The sequence below is a fragment of the Flavobacterium cupriresistens genome, assembly GCF_020911925.1.
GTDB classification, from domain to species: domain Bacteria; phylum Bacteroidota; class Bacteroidia; order Flavobacteriales; family Flavobacteriaceae; genus Flavobacterium; species Flavobacterium cupriresistens.
Map to the genome: position 1 here is coordinate 2016752 of NZ_CP087134.1, position 19327 is coordinate 2036078.

Below are 19327 nucleotides of genomic sequence, written 5' to 3' on the forward strand. Positions count from 1 at the left end.
TTTTTTAAATTGTCGATTTTTATGCCCTTTAAAATCTATCTTTGGCATCCTTAAAAACAGAAGAAATGAGCGCAATTTGGTACGAATGCAAAGTAAAATATAGAAAAACCGATGAGACCGGAGGACAAAAAGTTACTTCAGAACCTTATTTGGTAGATGCGGTATCTTATACAGAAGCAGAAAGCAGAATCAATGAAGAAATGGCTGCTTACGTTAGTGAAGAATTTAAAATCACGAATATAAAGGTGGCAAATTTTGCCGAGATACACCCATTTGAAAACGCCGATCGTTGGTTCAAATCAAAAGTTACCCTAATGGCTTATGACGAAGAAAGCGGTAAAGAGAGAAAAACCAATATGTATCTTTTGGTACAGGCCAATGATGTAAAAGAAGCTTACGATAATACGATTACGGTAATGAAAAACACGATGGGAGATTATACGATTCCTGCGATTTCAGAATCTCCGATTATGGACGTTTTCCCGTACTTCAGTGGTGAAGAAGGAGAATTAGCGCAATTGGAAAGATTCAATACCTTAAAAGCTTCAAAACCTGCATTGGTTGCCGTTGGTGACATGGGAGAGACTGTAGATGATCTTATGGAAGTTTAAAGTGATAATTTTGTAAAATAATACAACAGAAAAGAGAACAAATTTGTTCTCTTTTCTGTTTTTAATAATTAATTTATAAGGAATAAGAAAAGATAATATATAAATGGAGTTAGGCTAAGGATAAGCCAAAACCATTTATATTTTATTTTGAACTTAATTTCATTTTTAAGAAGTGCTATTAGATTCGTTAGTGCTAATACCAAAGAAGCTAAATGAAAAACGGAGCAGAAAATCCAGCCAAAATGATAAATCCATCTAAGACTTTCAACTATTCTGAATTGCTGTGTAGTTCTAGTCAAAATAAATGCAGCTAAAAAAAGAGATGCAACTAAAATTGAGTTTCGCTTAAAGGGTTGCATCTAGTACTCTTTTACTTCCTGATTATACTCAAAAACACTATCCCATAATTTGTCGATTTTTACAAGTGCATTATCGAGTCCGATAACTTCCCATTTGCCGTTGGTTTCTATACCAAGACCAATATTTTGTAATTTTTCTAAAGCATCTTTTACATCAAAATCCAGGTCAGTGTGGAGTTCTGTCAGAAACCAGGATTCAATTTGAGCATCGAGTTCATCTTCGGTAAGCGGAGTAGGGCTTCTGTATAAAAAAGCATAGGCCAATATCGTTTCCTTAAGCACTTCTTCTTCCGAAGAGTTTAAGAGTGAGTAAAAAGCACCGCTGTTGTTTCCGAGATTCTTAAAATAAAGACTGTCGGATAGCATTTTTCCGTATTTGATTTTTTTATTGATAAAGTTGCTGTACTGACGAAACAAGTAAGCACACAATATTCCCAGTGCAATTAATCCCTGATTTAAGGAAGCTTTACTGTTTAGCAAATCAATTGTTTCGCCCGATTGATACGCAGCGTACATGCCAATCAATGCCGGAATTACCGTTGTGCTCAGTAAAGAAATACCACCTCCGATTCCCGGTACCCAAAAGAATAATTTATCCCGGGTTGACATTCTTGGAATCGCGTTTGGAAATATCGTTTCGAGATCGTTTTTAGGAACACGCTTAAAGATTTTTAACCCGATAGAACCCGGGTCAACAGGCATTTTTCCTAGCTTGACTTTTTTCTCTTTCAGATAATCGGCTTCGTTGTAATTCAGATAAACCATCACACGATCGTAGTATTCTACTTCTATTTCCTTTTTCCAGAAAACAAATTTAGATACTTTTTCTATTGCTTTATGATGGCCGCGAACATACAATTCGTAGTCTTTAAAAGCATTAAAATCGATAGAAAGATTCAAGCCAATTAAGTCAGATTCTTTAAAGGCTCTGTCTAAAGTTTCCTGATCTATACGAGTATAATTGCCGTGGGCTAAAACCTTATGAAGTGTTTCTTTAAAAATCAAAAAATCACTTTTACCAACAAAAGCTTCACGCTCTTTCGGACTCAAATCGGGGTCGAATAAAGCGTAGTTCTGTTTTAGATTGCGGTTTAGGTTAAAGGCTTCGTAATGATAATAATGTTCAACAATGTCAAACAACTTTTTAAAAGCATCACTTTTTTGTGGGTCTTCAGCAAAAACACTTATTTGTTGCTCGAGTAAGAATTCCTTGTTGAAGGGAATATAATGTTCTCGTGTCATATTCGATTTGGAACTTTAATTTTTGGTGGGCTTCTTTTTTTTGAGTAGCAAAGAGGCAAAGGTACAAAGGTTTGGACTGTTTTGATTGTGGAATTTTGGGGTCAAAATTCCATTTTTCAGAAGAATGACAAGGCTACGGAAAATTAGAATTACAAATTTGCGTTATCCGGTTTTTCTAAGTGTTTGGAAATAGCGTCTGTATTAATGATTCTGAAACGTCCCGGATATTTTCCCCAGATGTGTTTTTTATTGCCATAGTAGTCCATATATTCTTCACAAACAAAAACAGCATGTGCCGTAGACCATGCTACTACACCACAATATTCATTTCCTGTTAATCGTTTTAACGGCAGTACTTGTTTGTCTTTTTCGAATCCTAAATACTTATAAATGGTTGGCGTATATACTTCACCATCTTCTAAATCCTCTAATGCTTTGTCAAAAGTTGATTCTCTGTCAATAATTTGTTTGTATTTTGCCATTACAGCATAGGCCAATACGGCGTAGTCTTTTATTTTGGTGTTTTCTTCATTCTCTTTAATAAATACAAAACCGGCAGAAAAGCTTGCTTTATCAAGTTCTTCATTTTTTAAAGTGAATGAAGCATTGTTTTTTAATGTTATTTTATATCCGTTATCGTTTACTTTTTCAGTTACAAAAAGATTATCCAGCCCATAAACATTTAAAGAAGCCTTAATAAAAGCAATCGAGGAACAGTTGGTACGTTCACCCTGTTTAAAGCTGTCGAATATTTGATCGGAATTCAATTGTGCGTAAGAATTTGAACAAAGAAGCATTAAGAATAAAAATGTTGAAGTGATGGCTTTCATTGTCTTTAGATTTTAAAATTGCTTCTCAAGCAATTTTGATAATCTTGCAAAGCTAAAAAATTCAACCAATAGTTGTTGTTTTTACGACGTAACTTTTTCTCAAAAAATGAACTATTATTCTATTCGATAATTTCGTCAGGAATCCATCCTTCTGTATTGGTTTTTACATTTCTGGACCATGTCCACCCATTTAAGGATTTGATTTTTTCGATGTCATCCCCTTTTTCAACATCTAATTCTTTGGCGGAATAATATTCTAAAACTTTACCGGTTTTTTTATCGCTCGAAATTTCAAGTATCTGCAGCGGTATCCAGCCTTTATTGGTTTTGCTTTCTGCCCAGATCCAACCCTTCCATTTTTCTTCTTTTTCCTCTTCTCCCAGATGTACAATTTCGGCTATATGCAAAACAATAGGATCTTTATATTGGGTTTTATATGCTTCGAGAATCTTAAAAGTTTCCATGGGAGTACCGGTTTAATTTTAATTGTCTGAGTTTTTCAAAAATACCAATATTTTTTAGGTAGGATTCGACTATTGAAGTTTTATGTTCTGAAATTAATTTATCTGCTGTTACCAAATCCAAAGACAAGGCCTAAGGCAGCTATCAGGTTACCGTCTTTAGAAGTCGTTCCGTCATAATTGCGTCCAAAAGAGAATGTTAATTTCTGATTCTTTAAAATGGCATAATCGGCATTTGCCATAAGCCTCCAGGAAGAGTTAGTGGTGTTTTTAGACAAGGCACTTCGGTAAATGGCCTCTATACTGCAATTAAATTTAGATTGTGATTTTCCTATAATGTACCTGACTCCGGTATCAATAGTAGAGACATTGTTCATTTCGTTTACCTGATTGTCTAAGGCAAAGATTTTATCCGGATTATATAAATATCGTACTAAGCCTAACAGGGAACCCGATTTTTCCCAAGTATAACCAAAAGTGGTCCATATTCCCGAATTGTAAACTTTTGAATTGTTGAAGTTTTTATTTCTGAATTCGGCACTGATACCACCCGCAATATCCCATGTAAAATTGACTCTGGCCAGCTGGAATTGACTTGCCAGTTGCTTTATCTTGGTGTCGATTCTTTTAAATTTGTTTAAATCGCTATCACCATTCTTTGTTTTTGAACTTATATTGTCATCCAATAAAATTTGTATTTTCAAGGAAATGATGGAGTCTAATTTATCTGCTTTTTTATATAATAATTCAACAAGCTTGGTATTGTCGTCTGATGTATCATTAGGATCAATTCCTATAAAAATAGCTTTTCGTACTTTTTTCAGACTATCAATTTCCAGCGGAAGGTTTTCATACACCTCTATGTGATTATCTTTCATCAATTTTAACTTTTCCTGCTGCAATAAAGCAATTGCTGTTAATTGATTTTTAGTTTTGCTGTCATACTCACCTCTGTAAATAGAAAACCGGAAACCAAAAGCAGCATAGGTGCTTGCAGGGTCAAAATTATTCGAAATGGAGTCTGTATTTTTAACAGCAAAAGAGAGGACTAAAGTCTGCTTTACTACTTTTTCGCCAGAGGAATTACTCAGGCCTTTGGTACTGATATCACCCGGATTGTCTTTTTTAAACAACCAAAACGGAGCAATATCGATAGCATAATTGGAGGGCAATTGCGAAAAAGAATTTGTTGCTGTTTGCAGGGAGGTCATAAAAGCAGAGACATCCGTTGGTTTGTCGATGTCGCTTTGCGAAAAACCTAATAGGTTGGAAGCGGGAGAAATTGGAGCTTTTAATAAATCAAATTCCTCACTATTATCTTTTTCCTGGGCTATAAGTACGAGGTTTGTAAAGAGAAAGAAAACTAAAATAAATCGGGTAGCTATTTTTTTCATAATCACAACTTTGTAGAGTTAGTAAACTCAATATAACAATAGTAATCTGCAGATTCTCCTTCTTTGTCGACCATTTTGTATAGGGGATAGGTTCTGGTTATGAAACCGCCGGATAATTTTACAGTTAATGAAGTTATATTGGTTTCTTTAGAGGTATCGGTTATGACAGCTTGTATTTTAAGATTTTTTCCATGGAGTAATTTATTTTCCTTAATGGCTGTTTTAGGCAAATTACCGCTATGGGCCGTTTCAGAGGGATTGCTATTAGGGTCAGGAACAATGACTTCATCGTTTAGCGATACAATCAAAGAAGAGGTCTGACCCTGATCACCAATTACTATTTCTACTGAAACCATTCGATTGGAATCATTAATTAAATAAAGCGTGTCTAATGTAGTTTTGGTTATCATAGCGGTGGCAGTTAAAATTATTTTGTAGTAAAAGTAAGCTTAAATTAAAGATATTGATGAGGTGTTATTATCTTTTTTTAACAAATTATAAAACGAAAAAAAAGCTCAACTGTTTAAAGTTGAGCTTTTGTGTATTTTTGAGGAACAGATTGTTACTTAAAAAAACTATTCAATAAAATCTGATACTTCCTTCCCACAGGAATAATTTCGTTCGTATTCATGGTTAGGTTTTTGAACGTAACCGCTTTAATTTTATTAACGTTTACGATATAAGAACGATGTACCTGAAGAAAGTCAGTGCTGTCAATTTCTGAGGTGATACTGGCAAGTGAGCCGTAAATAAGCAGTGGTAAGTTGAGTTTAGCGCTATACAGTTTCATGTAATTTCCCAAACTTTCGATGTATAAAATATCACTGATTACCACATCGGTCATTTGTCCATTTACGCGTAGGGAAAGCACTTTTTTGTTGGTAGTATCGTCCTTTTTCAGACTTTTTCCGGAATAATACGTTCTTGCTTTTTCGATAGCTTTCGAGAATTTTTCAAATGAAATGGGTTTCAACAGATAATCTATTGCATCATTTTGATAGGCAGAAAGCGCAAAATCAGAATAGGCCGTTGTGACAATGGTAAGGGGCCTTTTGGGTTGTATTTCCATAAGTTCAACACCCGAAAGAAGCGGCATATTAATGTCCAGAAAAATAATGTCATAGGTATTTTCATTGAGCATTTTTAATGCCTCCATACCACTAAAAGCGCTTCCGGAATGCTCCAGATCGTCAAATTTAGAAATATGTGATGCCAATGCCTTATGTGCGGGCGATTCGTCATCAATAATCAGACAGCGGTAGGTAAGTGCCATAGGTTTAGTGTTACGCTAAAGATGTTTGCTTCTTTTTTACAGGTTAATTCGTGTTTTAAACCGTATACTTCAAGACGTCGTTTTAAGTTTTCAATTCCGATTCCTGTGCTCGAAAGTCGGGAACCGGTTTCGGGATAATTATTCTTTAAAGTGAAAAACAAATTCTGTTGGTCTACCTTTAAATCTATTGTAATAAAAGGTTCGGTTGTTTCAGCAGAGAATTTCACAGCATTTTCTACCAGCGGCAAGAAGAACAAAGGCGGAATTTCGATGTTGTCAAATGAACCTTCATAATTTTGGGTAATGCCCAGTCTTTCGTTCCGGAACGTATAGTATTCGATATATTTTTTAATGAAATCTATTTCTTCGGCTACAAAGACAAAATCTTTTTTGGTCGCTTCAATCTGATACCGCAATAAATCAGAAAGGTTCAGAATTCTGTCTGGAAGTTTCTCGGGTTCAGACAAGGATTCTCCATATAAATTATTCATGGCATTCAATAAAAAATGCGGATTCAGCTGCTGTTTTAAAAACGAAAGCTCTGATTTGAAATTAATAATGTCTTTATTGGTCTGAGATACTTTTTTCATAATAATCATATGAAGAAAGTAAAAAGCAATCCCGTTTATCATAAGCGATACAATCGACAGGGTTCTCGATTTTTCTAATCCGACCAATGGAAAATACCAATTCATGAAATAATAAAAAGCAGTCCAATAGATGAATAGAAGCAAGAAGAAAGTCTTTATTTTTTTTTGAAACAAAAAGGGTCTGATGATACAAAGATTAAAAAAGGTAATCCAGATAATACAAGGAAAAAAGCCTAAAGCAATTTTAGTAGTAATGAAGGATAAATCCTGTCCGGTGAATTTTGTTTCATCGTAAACACAGATAAAAATAAGCCCAAACAAAATGATATTCAGGATGAGGTTTCTAAGAAAAAAGTTCTGGTAAATTTTGAGAATAGTCATAAGGACAAAATTAGGGCAATATTATAATTTACAATAGCGTAGCGAATAAAAATTATACGAACGCCATTGGTGTAAATTTTGACGCCATTGGTGTAATTATGCTGTTATAATAAGCGCTTCTCATTTACATTTGCTTTGGTTTTTGATCATTGTAAAAAAACAATTTGGAACCGAATCGGAGTCTGAAGGTTTTTTCTTAACTTTAAGCACCTCAAATTTAAAAGGTGTTTTTAAGTTCAATCAGCTGGAGTTTAAATCCGGTGTTACTTAGGAATATCGAGTTACACCTCAGGCAAATGTTTTTTTTGAAAAACGTTAAGGTCAGAAATGACAGCAGAAGGTGAGCAAACCAACCGAATGGTTACGATCAGAAAGAAAATATCCGGACTTAGATATAGGTTTGGTATATCGGACTGTCTTTTTTAGACAAAATTAAAAATTCTAGTTTTTTTATTATTTAAAAATAGCGTTATGGTTGTTGAGGTTTTTAAAACAAATGTTCAGAAAGAATCAGACAAAAATTATATAATTGCAGTGATCCAGACCCAGTTTCCTGATTATAAAATCAATTTTGATCTGGAGGACTGTGACAAAATTCTAAGGGTTGAAGGTATCGAATTAGAGCCCAAAAACATAATAGATTATGTAAACTGTCTGGGGTATATTTGTGTACCGTTAGAGTAATTAAGTTTTATACTTTCCGTTATTGAATCCATTTTAAAAAAAAACCGGTACATCGGAATACGAGTTTTTCAGGCTTTTCTCAGGATTGAAAGAGTTTCTTCTGTTTATGCACATAATTTTTTAAATTTGTGCTCTTATGAAAAAAGCATATTCCCTCTTTGACTTTTCACAAAAGGTTAATTATAAAAATGAAATTTTAGCAGGTTTAACGGTGGCGATGACGATGATTCCCGAATCATTATCTTTTGCAATTCTCGCCGGATTTCCTCCTTTGGCCGGTTTGTACGCAGCTTTTATTGCAGGTTTGGTGACAGCTGTTTTTGGAGGCAGACCCGGAATGATTTCGGGTGGTGCAGGAGCAACGGTGATTGTTTTGATCGCCTTGATGAGATCACACGGAATAGAATATGTTTTTGCAGCCGTCGCACTGGGAGGAGTAGTACAAATTGCTATCGGACTTTTTAAATTTGGAAAGTTCATCAGACTGGTTCCACAACCTGTGATGTTTGGTTTTGTGAATGGTCTTGCGGTTGTTATTTTTATGTCACAGTTAGAACAATTTAAAACCATTGTAAACGGGCAAACAACCTGGCTTCAGGGAACTTCTTTGTATGTTATGGCAGGATTGACGGTACTTACAGTGGGTATAGTGTTGCTTTTTTCTAAAATTACCAAAGCAGTTCCGGCATCTTTGGTCGCGATATTGGTAGTTTTTGTCCTTGTTTTAGTGTTTAATATTGAGACTAAAACAGTTCAGGATATTGCTTCGGTTCAGGGGGGATTTCCTCCGTTTCATATTCCAAATATTCCACTTTCTTTTGAAACTTTTAAAATAATATTTCCCTACGCCGTAATCGTGGCAGCGGTAGGTTTAACAGAAGGTTTGCTAACCCTTAATCTAGTGGACGAAATCACCGGAACACGTGGTAACAGCAATAGGGAATGTATTGCACAAGGGAGTTCTAATATCCTGAATGGTTTCTTTTTCGGAATGGGAGGATGCCCGATGATTGCGCAAACTTTGGTAAATCTTTCGGCAGGTTCCAGAGCCAGACTTTCGGGAATTATTGCTTCATTAACCATTTTAGTAATCATACTTTTTGGTGCTCCCGTAATCGGTAAATTGCCAATGGCCGCTTTGGTGGGAGTTATGATGATGGTAGCAATTACGACCTTTGAGTGGTCCAGTTTGAGGATTATAAACAAGATGCCCAAACACGATATTTTCGTTGGAATTCTGGTCGCAGTAATTACTATTTTACTGCACAATCTGGCCTTGGCGGTCTTGATTGGTGTAATTGTTTCTGCACTGGTTTTTGCCTGGGAAAGCGCTAAAAGAATCCGCGCCAGACATTTTATGGATGCTGATGGTGTGAAACATTATGAAATTTATGGTCCTTTGTTCTTTGGCTCAATAGCCACTTTTATGGAGAAATTCGATATACAAAATGACCCCAATCGAGTGATTATTGATTTTAAAGAAAGCCGTATCGCGGACATGTCTGCGATTGAGGCTGTAAATAATCTGACCAGAAAATACAACGAATTAGGTAAAGTAATCGAGTTAAAACATTTAAGTGAGGATTGCAGAATATTACTTAAAAATGCAGCTGCTGTGATTAAGGTAAATGTAATTGAAGATCCAACTTATAAGGTGGTGAGCTAATTGATTTTTTTTAAGTGACACGAATTAGACCAATTTGCACTAATCTGTGCGCAATGATTTGAAGAGAAATTCGTGGGAATTCGTGTAATTCGTGGCAAAAAACAACGCAAAACTTCTTCCCAAAGCTTTTAAAAACATAAAATAACAAGATTAAAATATATAGTTGTTTCGATTATAGATAAAAGAAAAACGCCAAATAGAATTTTCTATTTGGCGTTTTTTAGTGTTAGAAGTTAAGAACGATTACATCATTCCCGGCATACCGCCACCCATTGGCATTCCGCCAGCGTTTTCTTCTTTAATATCAATTAAGGCACATTCTGTAGTTAAGATCATTCCTGAAACAGATGCAGCGTTTTCAAGTGCTACACGAGTTACTTTTTTAGGATCGATAATTCCTGCTTTTAACATGTCTACATATTCATCTGTTTTAGCGTTGTATCCAAAATCACCTGAACCTTCACCAACTTTAGCTACTACTACAGAACCTTCAAGACCTGCATTTTCAACGATAGTTCTAAGTGGAGATTCAATAGCGCGAGATACAATCTGAATTCCTGTAGCCTCGTCAGCATTATCTGCTTTTAAGTCAGCCAAAGCCGCTTTAGCTCTTAATAAGGCAACACCACCACCGGCAACGATTCCTTCTTCAACAGCAGCACGAGTAGCGTGTAAAGCATCATCAACTCTGTCTTTTTTCTCTTTCATTTCTACTTCAGAAGCAGCTCCAACATAAAGAACAGCAACACCACCGGCTAATTTAGCCAAACGCTCTTGCAATTTTTCTTTGTCATAATCAGAGGTTGTAGTTTCCATCTGACCTTTAATTTGGTTCACACGGTTTTTGATGATATCCGCTTCACCTGCACCACTTACAATTGTAGTGTTGTCTTTATCGATAGAAACTCTTTTTGCAGTTCCTAACATTTCGATAGTAGTGTTTTCAAGGGTATATCCTCTTTCTTCAGAAATTACAGTACCACCGGTTAAGATAGCGATGTCTTCTAACATTGCTTTTCTTCTGTCTCCAAAACCTGGCGCTTTTACAGCAGCAATTTTTAAGGCTCCACGTAATTTGTTTACTACCAAAGTAGACAAAGCTTCTCCGTCAACATCCTCAGCAATAATCAATAATGGTTTTCCTGATTGAGCAACTGGCTCTAAAACTGGTAGTAATTCTTTTAAAGAAGATACTTTTTTATCGTATAATAAGATGTATGGAGAATCTAATTCAACTTCCATTTTCTCTGGATTTGTAACAAAATATGGAGAAAGGTATCCTCTGTCAAATTGCATTCCTTCCACAACGTCAACGTAAGTATCTGTTCCTTTAGCTTCTTCAACAGTAATTACTCCTTCTTTACCTACTTTAGCGAAAGCAGTAGCGATCAAATCACCAATAACTTCGTCATTGTTTGCAGAGATAGAAGCAATTTGTTTGATTTTATCAGAATCACTTCCAACTACTTTAGCTTGTTTTGCTAAGTCCGCAACGATAGCTTCAACTGCTTTATCGATACCACGTTTCAAGTCCATTGGATTGGCACCTGCAGCAACGTTTTTCAAACCTTCTTTTACGATAGCCTGAGCTAAAACAGTAGCCGTTGTAGTTCCGTCTCCGGCTAAATCATTGGTTTTAGAAGCAACTTCTTTAACCATTTGCGCGCCCATATTTTCTAATGGGTCTTTTAATTCGATTTCTTTTGCAACAGAAACACCGTCTTTAGTAACCGTTGGTCCACCAAATGATTTCCCGATAATTACGTTACGACCTTTAGGTCCTAAAGTTACTTTTACAGCATTTGCCAATGCATCAACACCACGTTTTAATCCGTCACGTGCTTCAATATCAAATTTTATATCTTTTGCCATTTTTTGTTTTTTGTTTAAAGTTTGAGTTGTTTCAAGTTACCGTAGTACTTCACTCTTACTATTTATTACTTACTTTTATTTTTAGATTATCGCAAGAATATCTTCTTCACGCATGATTAAATAATCAGTGCCTTCTAGTTTTAATTCTGTTCCGGCATATTTACCATAAAGAACAGTGTCACCAACTTTTACAGTCATAGTGTGATCTTTAGATCCGTTTCCAACTGCAACTACAGTACCTTTTTGTGGTTTCTCTTTGGCAGTATCTGGAATAAAGATTCCTGAAGCAGTTTTAGTTTCAGCTGCAACAGGCTCGATAAGTACGCGGTCAGAAAGCGGTTTAATATTTAAAGCCATAATTTTATTTATATTTAGGTTATACTTTTTAATGTTCAAAAACTTTCAGAAATTATGCCATGCTTCAAAAACTGACATTATTTCCTAAAAAAAATGCCAGCTTTGACAGGCTGGCATTTCAATTTTATATCAAAATTATTATTTTGTTGCAGGAGCTGCCGGAGCAGGAGTTTGTTGAGCCGGAGCAGCTGGTGTTTTGGCAGCAGGAGCTTCCGTTTTCTCAATAAGTTTAGAGTCAGTATCACTTAATGATCCTGTAAAGCTTAAGCTTGAAAGTAAAATTAAAGCAATTAAGATAGTAGCTAACGTCCAAGTACTTTTATCTAAAAAGTCTGTCGTTTTTTGTACTCCACCTAGCATTTGAGTCCCACTAATTGTAGAAGACAATCCGCCTCCTTTAGGATTCTGTACCATAATTACTACGATCAATAGAAAGCAAACTATTGTGATTAAAACTAAAAAAATTGAAAATGTGCTCATTGTTTAATTGTTATTGTTATTTTGTTGTAAAATCTTTATATCCGATATGCGGTCTGCAAAGAAACTAATTTTTTCTGGATATTTCAAAATTAATATTTCATATGCTTGGATTGCTTTTGTATATTTCTTTTGTTCCAAATAGACTCTGGCTAAAGTCTCTGTCATCAGGTATGGATTCTCTTCCTTATTGATGTCAAATTGAGTAGTGGTAGTGGCTGCTACGGACTTGACCGGTGCGATTTTCGGATTTGTTTCGATAAATTTATCAATTAATTCCGCTTTTTTCTTTTTCTCGTCCTCTATTGTTTCTGTTTCTTCAATTGGAACAGTAACTTCAACAACAGGTTCAGGAGTCTTCTCAACTTCGCTTACGGGTTCCGTGTTTTCTTGTGGACCTTCACTAGTTCGGTCAATTGGTTCTGTTCTGGATAGTTGCAGCCATTCCTGAAAGGAATGTTTTTCGTTAACAGAAAAATCCAACGGTTTTCCGATTTCCAGATTTTCTTCCGCAATTTTTACGGTTTCTCGAGCTTCTGTTTCTTCTGATTCTTCCGTAATTATTACCTCTTCAAAAACAACGGTTGTGGCTTCTTTCAAAGAAATAAAGTCAGATTCCGCAATAGGTTCAACACGAACGTCTGGAATTGTTACTGTTTCTTCAGCAACAATTGAAGGCTCTTCCGGTGTAGAAGTTACAACAGGTTGTTCTTCGGTTTGTATTGGTTCTTCAATTACAGTAAGTATTTCTTCTTCTACAGGAACAGCAACAGGTTGTTCTGTGGCAGAAGGTATAACTTGCTCTTGGGTTTCTTCCTTTATATAGGTTGGAACAGTTTGTTCATCTGTTTTCACCAATTCTTCAAAAACAACTTCGGTTTCTTCTTTTGCAGGAGTTAAAGGTTGCTCAACAACAATTATAGCAGGCTGTTCTTCGGTTTTTATCAGTTCTTCAAAAATGACCTCCGGTTCTATTTTTATTGGAATAATAACAGGCTGTTCAATAACAGGTTGCTCTTCTGTTTTTACCGACTCTTCAAAAACAACAGTTGTAGCCTGTCTTATTGAAGTCAGTATAGATTGTTCGATTGGATCGATTCGGATCTCCGGAACTTTTTGGATTTCGGGTAAAACAATTTCACTTTCAAAAACAGTAATGTTTAAAAGATCCAGCAGTTTTTGATCGTAATAGTCATTTTGAATGGATACAAAATTCTCAGAAGTAATAAAGTCAAATAATACAGAACGATCTGTAGTATGAGCTGCAGTAACCTTTAGAGCATAATTATACTTAAAACTATTCTGATCATAAAGTCCTTTTAATCGTAATGCTCTTGCACTTTGAAAATACGGAAATTCATTCAGAACATTGCCTAATCCTTCCGTTTGCTTTTCGGTAATAGCATCGGGTTTGTTTATTAGGTATGTATAATCAGTTACGTTCATTTCTTTTTGTTTAATCGTCGAATTGTTTATTTGTTTAATCGGGAAGGTTATTGTTACATCATTTTAATGAATAAGAGATGTGACGGTTGAACCAAAACTACCATTTTGCCAAGGATTCATTAAAAATATCCTGGGTAATTCTGTCGTAAATCTCTTTAATAGCAGAATTTAAATTAGAACCTACCAATTGCTCTGTTCCCGGATAATCTTTGTAGAATTCAAATGTTCTTTCAAAATCATCCGCTTCCTTTTTTCTATTGGTAAATCGAACATTGATACGAATCGTTAAACGGTTTTGAGCCGCTTGTTGGTCGGCGGTTGCTGTCATTGGAGTAGTTCTGTAATCTACAATTTCTCCTTCATAAACCAAATCCCCGCCAGTGCTGACTAAGTTTAGATTGGTTTGATTTTGAATTAAATCCTGTAAAGCCAAAGTAAAATCTCTGTCGATTCCCGGCTCAATCAGAGCAGCATTATTCTGGAAGAAGTTAACTTGAAACGTTTTGCCTTCAATTTGTCCTGTTCCTGTGAAATTGTAAACATTGCAACCACTTAATAAAAAGAGGCTGATTAGAGCTAAGAGAGAATATATTTTTTTCATAATAATTTTTGAAAAATTCCAATTTTTTGAAATTCCAAATTCCAATTCTGGGCGAGAGCCGTTTTGGAATTGTGAGTTTTCAATTTTTTTTCAAATATACCAATTTGGAATTTGGAATTTATTTTTTGGAATTTAGTTTTTATCTACAAGTCGAATTGTTTGATTTTTCGGTATAAAGTTCGTTCTGAGATACCTAATTCATCAGCGGCAGCTTTACGTTTTCCTTTGTTTTTCTCTAATGACTTTTTGATCATTTCGATTTCTTTTTGTTCCAGACGTAAAATCTCTTCCTCTTCAATTGTTTCGGCATCGAGATAATTGTTGTCATCCTGCATGCGATAATTGTCTTCGCGGGCGGTTGGTGTCATGACAGCTGTTCTTGGTTCTTCTTCAAAATCAATTTCACTTTCATTTTCCTGTGAGCCGTATATTTTCTGAATTAAATTAGGATTGATATCCTGCACTTTTGAACTGCCGTTTTTCATTAATTCTAAAGTGAGCTTTTTCAAATCATTCAGATCACTTTTCATATCAAAAAGGACTTTGTACAAAATGTCTCTTTCCGTACTAAAATCACTTTCTTTTTTCTTATCGCTAATTACCGAAGGTAAATTACTTCCTTCCGTAGGTAAATAAGATTGTAAAGTAGATAAGGTAATATCGCGATTGGTTTCTAAAACAGAAATCTGCTCGGCTACATTTCGCAACTGACGAATGTTTCCATTCCATCTGAATTTTTGCAGCAACTGAACAGCATCATCATCTAATTTCAAAGGCGGCATTTTGTACTTATGTGCAAAATCGGCCACGAATTTTCTAAATAATAAATGGATGTCTTCGTTTCTTTCACGCAAAGGCGGCAAGGTTATTTCAACCGTAGTCAGACGATAGTACAAATCCTCACGGAATTTTCCTTTTTCGATTGCATTGAACAAATTGACATTGGTTGCCGCAACGATTCTCACATTGGTTTTTTGAACTTGTGAAGATCCTACTTTTATAAACTCTCCGTTTTCAAGAACACGGAGTAATCTAACCTGAGTGGTTAGTGGTAATTCACCCACTTCATCGAGAAAAATTGTTCCGCCGTCTGCCACTTCAAAATACCCTTCACGGGTGCTCGTCGCTCCTGTAAAAGCGCCTTTCTCATGGCCGAAAAGTTCACTGTCAATAGTTCCTTCCGGAATAGCTCCACAGTTTACGGCAATATACTTACCATGCTTTCTGTGCGAAAGCGAATGAATGATTCGTGGAATATTTTCTTTACCAACACCACTTTCTCCCGTTACCATTACGGAGATATCGGTAGGAGCAACCTGAATTGCTTTTTCAATAGCGCGGTTTAATTTTGGATCATTTCCAATAATTTCAAAACGTTGTTTTATTGCTTGAACGGTCTCCATATATTTTTTGTTTCAAGTTTTTATTTGTTTCAGGTTTTAAGTTTGTTTAGTAACTAAAACCTAACTTATTAAACTTTTTTTATATCTAATGTCTTAATTAATTCTCTAAAATCAATTACTTGTTGTTCTGAGAAGAAACGTTTTGGAAAAAAATCAGTTTGGTATTTGTTCTGTTTAATTAGAAAATAATCTTTAGTTTCCAGAATCGATTCGTAAAGATTCCAAGGTTTTTTTACGTCAGAAAGGTCTTTTTTTATTCTAAAGCAATCAACATTAAAAATATAATGGGTTTGTTGGTTTAATTCATTGCGAATAGTTTTTTTTAAAAGCAAATAAATGGAAATAGGAACAATTAAAAATATAATAAATGGAAAAAGTATATTGAAAAGCGGAATTCCATTCGGGAAAATAATAATTTCAGAAATTTGAAATAAATGTATAAGATCAATTAATAAAATTAATGTAGCGATTAATAATACAATCTTTACGTTCCATTTCGCAAATAGATTTCTAAATGTAAAATTTAAAGATTCCTTGAGCGTATAATTTGGTTTTATTATGATTTCGTATTCCATTTTTAAATTCTTAACAACTTGATTATTTAATTTAAATCATACGTCTCAAATTACGGAAATAACCTGAAACCTGAAACCTGAAACAATCTAATTCATCCCAGAATACCCCACAGCCTCTCCTTTAAGAGTTCCGCTGGTGCAGCTTGTGATTTTTACATTCACAAAATCCCCAATTTTATAATTCTCTTTCGGGAAAACTACTGTGATACTTTGAGAGTTTCTGCCTGAGAATTCTTCTTTTGATTTTTTAGAAACCTTCTCGACTAAAACTTCTACCGTTTGATCGATAAACTCTTCAGAACGGAACCAGGCGTGTTTTTGTTGTAAATCAACAATCTCTTGCAATCTTCGGGCTTTGGTTTCTTCGAGAACATCATCCTCCATTTTTCTTCCTGCCAAAGTTCCGGGACGCTCTGAATACGAATACATATAACCAAAATTATACTTCACATATTCCATTAAACTCATTGTATCCTCGTGATCTTGTTCGGTTTCTGTTGGGAAACCGGCAATCATATCTTGTGAAATCGATGCATTGGGAACAATTGCTCTGATTTTATCAATCAAAGCCATGTATTCTTCACGCGAATGCAGACGATTCATTTCTTTTAGAATTCGGTTACTTCCCGATTGAACCGGTAAGTGAATGTGTTTACAGATATTCGGGTATTTTGCAATAACGTGCAAAATGCTTTCGTGCATATCCTGTGGATTTGAAGTCGAAAAGCGAATACGCATTTTAGGAAAACCAACTGCAACCATTTCAAGCAATTGATCAAAATCTACTGCTGTTGCTTTTTGCATTTCAGAAGCATTTACGAAATCTTTTTTTAGACCGCCGCCATACCAAAGGTAACTGTCAACGTTTTGTCCTAAAAGCGTAATTTCTTTAAAGCCTTTGCTCCATAAGTCTTGAATTTCTTGCATGATACTTTGCGGTTCACGGCTGCGCTCACGTCCACGGGTGAAAGGTACCACGCAAAACGTACACATATTATCGCAACCACGTGTGATCGAAACCAAAGCGGTGATTCCGTTACTCATTAAACGAACGGGTGAAATATCTCCGTAAGTTTCCTCTTTCGATAAAATTACATTGATAGCGTCACGACCTTCTTCAACTTCTGCCAATAGATTTGGTAAATCTTTATAAGCATCCGGACCAACAACAAGATCGACTATTTTTTCTTCTTCCAAAAACTGACTTTTCAAACGTTCGGCCATACAGCCCAAAACGCCCACTTTCATTTTTGGATTAATTCGTTTTACAGCATTATACTTCTCCAGACGTTTGCGAATCGTTTGTTCGGCTTTGTCTCTGATAGAACAGGTGTTTACTAAAACCAGATCGGCTTCTTCTAAAACCGAAGTGGTGTTATATCCGCCTTGTGATAAAATGGAAGCTACGACTTCACTGTCCGAAAAATTCATCGCACAACCGTAACTCTCTATAAAAAGTTTTTTGGTATTCTCAGGTTTATTTTCTAAAACAAGACTTTCGCCCTGTTTGCTTTCTTCAATAATCTTTTCCATAAGGCACTTTCAGAAGTGAATTTTAATAAGGTGGCAAAGGTACAATTATTTGAATGATTATGACAAGATGTCAGATGAAGATTTAACATTGTTTTTGTGCTTTTTTTGAGTTTAAAAAAGCAGTTTCAAGGGCACTATAGATTGCATTATTTTGAATTGCATCTTGCTTTTGCTGGGGAAGTATGGTTTGATTTAAGGATTTAATGGCTTTAGTCAAAATAAGCACCAGTTTGACTAAAGCTCAATGTCATTAAGGTAAGAGGTTTTTTCACGAAGATTCTGCGGATTTTGCGGATTTTTTAATTTCATTCCGCTGAAACCTGCGTGAGACTTTTTTTGACAATCCTTAACTTAATGACATTGAGCTAAAGTAGGGGTAGATTCAAAATGATACTTTTGCAAAAAATAATTGGTATAAAATTTTGTAATTCTAGGAAGCAGGAGGCATTATTTTGAATTGCCTCCTGCTTTAGCTGGAGGAGTATAGTTTGATTTAAGAGTTTAATGGCTTTAGCCAAAATAAGCACCAGTTTGGCTAAAGTCAATTATGGTTCTTTATCTATTTATTTATAGCTCAATGTCATTAAGGTAAGAGATTTTTTTACGCAGATTCTGCGGATTCTGCGGATTTTTTTTGATTCCATTCCGCTGAAATCTGCGTGAGACTTTTTTTGACAATCCTTAACTTAATGACTTTGAGCTAAAGCAAGAGGCAATTCAAAATGATACTTTTGCAAATCTTTTAATTTTTGTTGGAGATTTATCTCATTTTAATTCGGAAAACAAGGTGTAATTTTTTTAATATTAGGGATAAGAGAACTAATGATCTGAATGGACTAATTTAAAATTCCGAATAAGAATGCGGCCAAAGAAGCACCCAAAAGTGGTCCTGCAATGGGAATCCAGGCATAACTCCAATCGCTACTTCCTTTGAAGGGAAGAAGGCTGTGTACAATTCGAGGACCTAAATCACGAGCTGGATTGATCGCATAACCCGTAGTTCCTCCTAAGGACAGGCCGATGCCCCAAACCAAAAAAGCAACAGGAATCGCACCTGTCGAACCTAATCCTATTTTTGCAGAAGGATCACTGGCTAATGAAATGCTGGGATCGGAAAAATAAAAGATCACAAAGACCAGTACAAAAGCGCCGATTATTTCACTGATAAGATTCGAAAAAGGATTTCTGATTGCGGGACTGGTGCTAAAACAAGCCAATTTTGCCCCCTCATCTTCTGTGGCTGCAAAATGATCTTTATGAAATAGCCAGACCAAGAATGCTCCTGCCATTGCGCCAATTAGCTGAGCGATAATATAGGAAGGCACTAATGCCCATGAAAATTTTCCTGCTATGGCCAAACCAACTGTTACGGCAGGATTTAAGTGTGCGCCACTCACCGGACCTGCAACTTGAACGCCTACGAAAACAGCCAAAGCCCAAGCTGTGGTAATAACAATCCATCCTGAGTTGTTGCCTTTGGTGTCTTTTAAAACTACGTTTGCTACCACACCGTTTCCTAGTAGTATAAGAAGCATGGTACCTATTATTTCTGCTGTAAATGGGGTCATTTTT

18 protein-coding genes and 2 pseudogenes are annotated in these 19327 nt (G+C 35.5%); 3 read left to right on the forward strand and 17 right to left on the reverse strand.

All coding sequences use genetic code 11. The features are described 5' to 3' along the window. Nucleotides 1-65 precede the first annotated feature (65 nt). Nucleotides 66-611 (forward strand): DUF4494 domain-containing protein, encoded by a 546-nt coding sequence (locus LNP23_RS08995; RefSeq protein WP_230004627.1) that lies wholly within the window; start codon nucleotides 66-68, stop codon nucleotides 609-611. Nucleotides 612-970: 359 nt separating this feature from the next. On the opposite strand, the gene LNP23_RS09000 is transcribed toward LNP23_RS08995, so the two are convergent. The 7 genes from LNP23_RS09000 to LNP23_RS09030 all read right to left on the reverse strand — a co-directional run bounded on the left by LNP23_RS09000 (nucleotide 971) and on the right by LNP23_RS09030 (nucleotide 7141). After that, on the reverse strand, nucleotides 971-2212 hold the full coding sequence (locus LNP23_RS09000) for a TMEM143 family protein (protein ID WP_230004628.1): 1242 nt from the start codon (nucleotides 2210-2212) through the stop codon (nucleotides 971-973). Nucleotides 2213-2361: 149 nt separating this feature from the next. Then, entirely contained in the window at nucleotides 2362-3042 is a 681-nt protein-coding gene (locus LNP23_RS09005; protein WP_047778400.1) for a hypothetical protein, read from the reverse strand. Between the two features lie 119 nt (nucleotides 3043-3161). Continuing rightward, the gene (locus tag LNP23_RS09010) at nucleotides 3162-3506 is read right to left on the reverse strand and encodes an SH3 domain-containing protein (RefSeq protein WP_230004629.1); all 345 of its coding nucleotides are present in this window, start codon (nucleotides 3504-3506) and stop codon (nucleotides 3162-3164) included. Nucleotides 3507-3604: 98 nt separating this feature from the next. Next, the gene (locus LNP23_RS09015) at nucleotides 3605-4897 is read right to left on the reverse strand and encodes a hypothetical protein (protein WP_230004630.1); all 1293 of its coding nucleotides are present in this window, start codon (nucleotides 4895-4897) and stop codon (nucleotides 3605-3607) included. Between the two features lie 2 nt (nucleotides 4898-4899). Then, entirely contained in the window at nucleotides 4900-5307 is a 408-nt protein-coding gene (locus LNP23_RS09020) for a hypothetical protein (RefSeq protein ID WP_230004631.1), read from the reverse strand. A 152-nt stretch (nucleotides 5308-5459) separates the two neighbouring features. Continuing rightward, nucleotides 5460-6170: a LytR/AlgR family response regulator transcription factor gene (locus LNP23_RS09025; protein WP_230004632.1), complete on the reverse strand. Its 711-nt coding sequence runs from the start codon at nucleotides 6168-6170 to the stop codon at nucleotides 5460-5462. Continuing rightward, entirely contained in the window at nucleotides 6146-7141 is a 996-nt protein-coding gene (locus LNP23_RS09030; protein ID WP_230004633.1) for a sensor histidine kinase, read from the reverse strand. The genes LNP23_RS09025 and LNP23_RS09030 overlap by 25 nt, the downstream gene beginning before the upstream one ends. Nucleotides 7142-7612: 471 nt before the next feature. Between LNP23_RS09030 and LNP23_RS09035 the strand changes: the two genes are divergently transcribed. Together LNP23_RS09035 and LNP23_RS09040 are read left to right on the forward strand one after the other, a co-directional pair. Further along, nucleotides 7613-7825 (forward strand): hypothetical protein, encoded by a 213-nt coding sequence (locus LNP23_RS09035; RefSeq protein ID WP_047778406.1) that lies wholly within the window; start codon nucleotides 7613-7615, stop codon nucleotides 7823-7825. 136 nt (nucleotides 7826-7961) lie between these two features. Then, nucleotides 7962-9491, forward strand: coding sequence for a SulP family inorganic anion transporter (locus LNP23_RS09040; protein WP_230004634.1), 1530 nt, complete (start codon nucleotides 7962-7964; stop codon nucleotides 9489-9491). A gap of 243 nt (nucleotides 9492-9734) precedes the next feature. Here LNP23_RS09040 and groL read toward each other — a convergent pair whose 3' ends face one another. The 10 genes and pseudogenes from groL to LNP23_RS09085 form a co-directional block, all read right to left on the reverse strand. After that, complete coding sequence (gene groL, locus LNP23_RS09045) at nucleotides 9735-11363, reverse strand: chaperonin GroEL (RefSeq protein WP_047778408.1); 1629 nt, start codon at nucleotides 11361-11363, stop codon at nucleotides 9735-9737. 81 nt (nucleotides 11364-11444) lie between these two features. Beyond that, nucleotides 11445-11720 carry a co-chaperone GroES gene (locus LNP23_RS09050; RefSeq protein ID WP_047778409.1) on the reverse strand — a complete coding sequence of 92 codons (276 nt, stop codon included), beginning with the start codon at nucleotides 11718-11720 and terminating at the stop codon, nucleotides 11445-11447. 138 nt (nucleotides 11721-11858) lie between these two features. Then, nucleotides 11859-12200 (reverse strand): preprotein translocase subunit SecG, encoded by a 342-nt coding sequence (gene secG, locus LNP23_RS09055; RefSeq protein WP_047778410.1) that lies wholly within the window; start codon nucleotides 12198-12200, stop codon nucleotides 11859-11861. Nucleotides 12201-12203: 3 nt separating this feature from the next. Next, nucleotides 12204-12740, reverse strand: a pseudogene (locus LNP23_RS22935) (tetratricopeptide repeat protein); the annotation flags it as partial. Nucleotides 12741-13466: 726 nt separating this feature from the next. Then, nucleotides 13467-13643: pseudogene (locus LNP23_RS23040) on the reverse strand (tetratricopeptide repeat protein); the annotation flags it as partial. Between the two features lie 97 nt (nucleotides 13644-13740). Then, entirely contained in the window at nucleotides 13741-14244 is a 504-nt protein-coding gene (locus LNP23_RS09065) for an LptE family protein (protein ID WP_230004636.1), read from the reverse strand. Between the two features lie 143 nt (nucleotides 14245-14387). After that, the gene (locus LNP23_RS09070; protein WP_047778412.1) at nucleotides 14388-15647 is read right to left on the reverse strand and encodes a sigma-54 interaction domain-containing protein; all 1260 of its coding nucleotides are present in this window, start codon (nucleotides 15645-15647) and stop codon (nucleotides 14388-14390) included. 68 nt (nucleotides 15648-15715) lie between these two features. After that, the gene (locus LNP23_RS09075; RefSeq protein WP_230004637.1) at nucleotides 15716-16222 is read right to left on the reverse strand and encodes a YcxB family protein; all 507 of its coding nucleotides are present in this window, start codon (nucleotides 16220-16222) and stop codon (nucleotides 15716-15718) included. A gap of 87 nt (nucleotides 16223-16309) precedes the next feature. Next, nucleotides 16310-17755: a tRNA (N6-isopentenyl adenosine(37)-C2)-methylthiotransferase MiaB gene (miaB, locus tag LNP23_RS09080; protein WP_230004638.1), complete on the reverse strand. Its 1446-nt coding sequence runs from the start codon at nucleotides 17753-17755 to the stop codon at nucleotides 16310-16312. 836 nt (nucleotides 17756-18591) lie between these two features. Further along, on the reverse strand, nucleotides 18592-19323 hold the full coding sequence (locus LNP23_RS09085; RefSeq protein ID WP_230004639.1) for an MIP/aquaporin family protein: 732 nt from the start codon (nucleotides 19321-19323) through the stop codon (nucleotides 18592-18594). Nucleotides 19324-19327: the final 4 nt, after the last annotated feature.

Coding starts and splice junctions, on each gene's coding strand:
- LNP23_RS08995 (WP_230004627.1), top strand. CDS start 66: ATGAGCGCAATTTGGTACGAATGCAAAGTAAAATATAGAAAAACCGAT.
- LNP23_RS09000 (WP_230004628.1), bottom strand. CDS start 2,212: ATGACACGAGAACATTATATTCCCTTCAACAAGGAATTCTTACTCGAG.
- LNP23_RS09005 (WP_047778400.1), bottom strand. CDS start 3,042: ATGAAAGCCATCACTTCAACATTTTTATTCTTAATGCTTCTTTGTTCA.
- LNP23_RS09010 (WP_230004629.1), bottom strand. CDS start 3,506: ATGGAAACTTTTAAGATTCTCGAAGCATATAAAACCCAATATAAAGAT.
- LNP23_RS09015 (WP_230004630.1), bottom strand. CDS start 4,897: ATGAAAAAAATAGCTACCCGATTTATTTTAGTTTTCTTTCTCTTTACA.
- LNP23_RS09020 (WP_230004631.1), bottom strand. CDS start 5,307: ATGATAACCAAAACTACATTAGACACGCTTTATTTAATTAATGATTCC.
- LNP23_RS09025 (WP_230004632.1), bottom strand. CDS start 6,170: ATGGCACTTACCTACCGCTGTCTGATTATTGATGACGAATCGCCCGCA.
- LNP23_RS09030 (WP_230004633.1), bottom strand. CDS start 7,141: ATGACTATTCTCAAAATTTACCAGAACTTTTTTCTTAGAAACCTCATC.
- LNP23_RS09035 (WP_047778406.1), top strand. CDS start 7,613: ATGGTTGTTGAGGTTTTTAAAACAAATGTTCAGAAAGAATCAGACAAA.
- LNP23_RS09040 (WP_230004634.1), top strand. CDS start 7,962: ATGAAAAAAGCATATTCCCTCTTTGACTTTTCACAAAAGGTTAATTAT.
- groL (WP_047778408.1), bottom strand. CDS start 11,363: ATGGCAAAAGATATAAAATTTGATATTGAAGCACGTGACGGATTAAAA.
- LNP23_RS09050 (WP_047778409.1), bottom strand. CDS start 11,720: ATGGCTTTAAATATTAAACCGCTTTCTGACCGCGTACTTATCGAGCCT.
- secG (WP_047778410.1), bottom strand. CDS start 12,200: ATGAGCACATTTTCAATTTTTTTAGTTTTAATCACAATAGTTTGCTTT.
- LNP23_RS09065 (WP_230004636.1), bottom strand. CDS start 14,244: ATGAAAAAAATATATTCTCTCTTAGCTCTAATCAGCCTCTTTTTATTA.
- LNP23_RS09070 (WP_047778412.1), bottom strand. CDS start 15,647: ATGGAGACCGTTCAAGCAATAAAACAACGTTTTGAAATTATTGGAAAT.
- LNP23_RS09075 (WP_230004637.1), bottom strand. CDS start 16,222: ATGGAATACGAAATCATAATAAAACCAAATTATACGCTCAAGGAATCT.
- miaB (WP_230004638.1), bottom strand. CDS start 17,755: ATGGAAAAGATTATTGAAGAAAGCAAACAGGGCGAAAGTCTTGTTTTA.
- LNP23_RS09085 (WP_230004639.1), bottom strand. CDS start 19,323: ATGACCCCATTTACAGCAGAAATAATAGGTACCATGCTTCTTATACTA.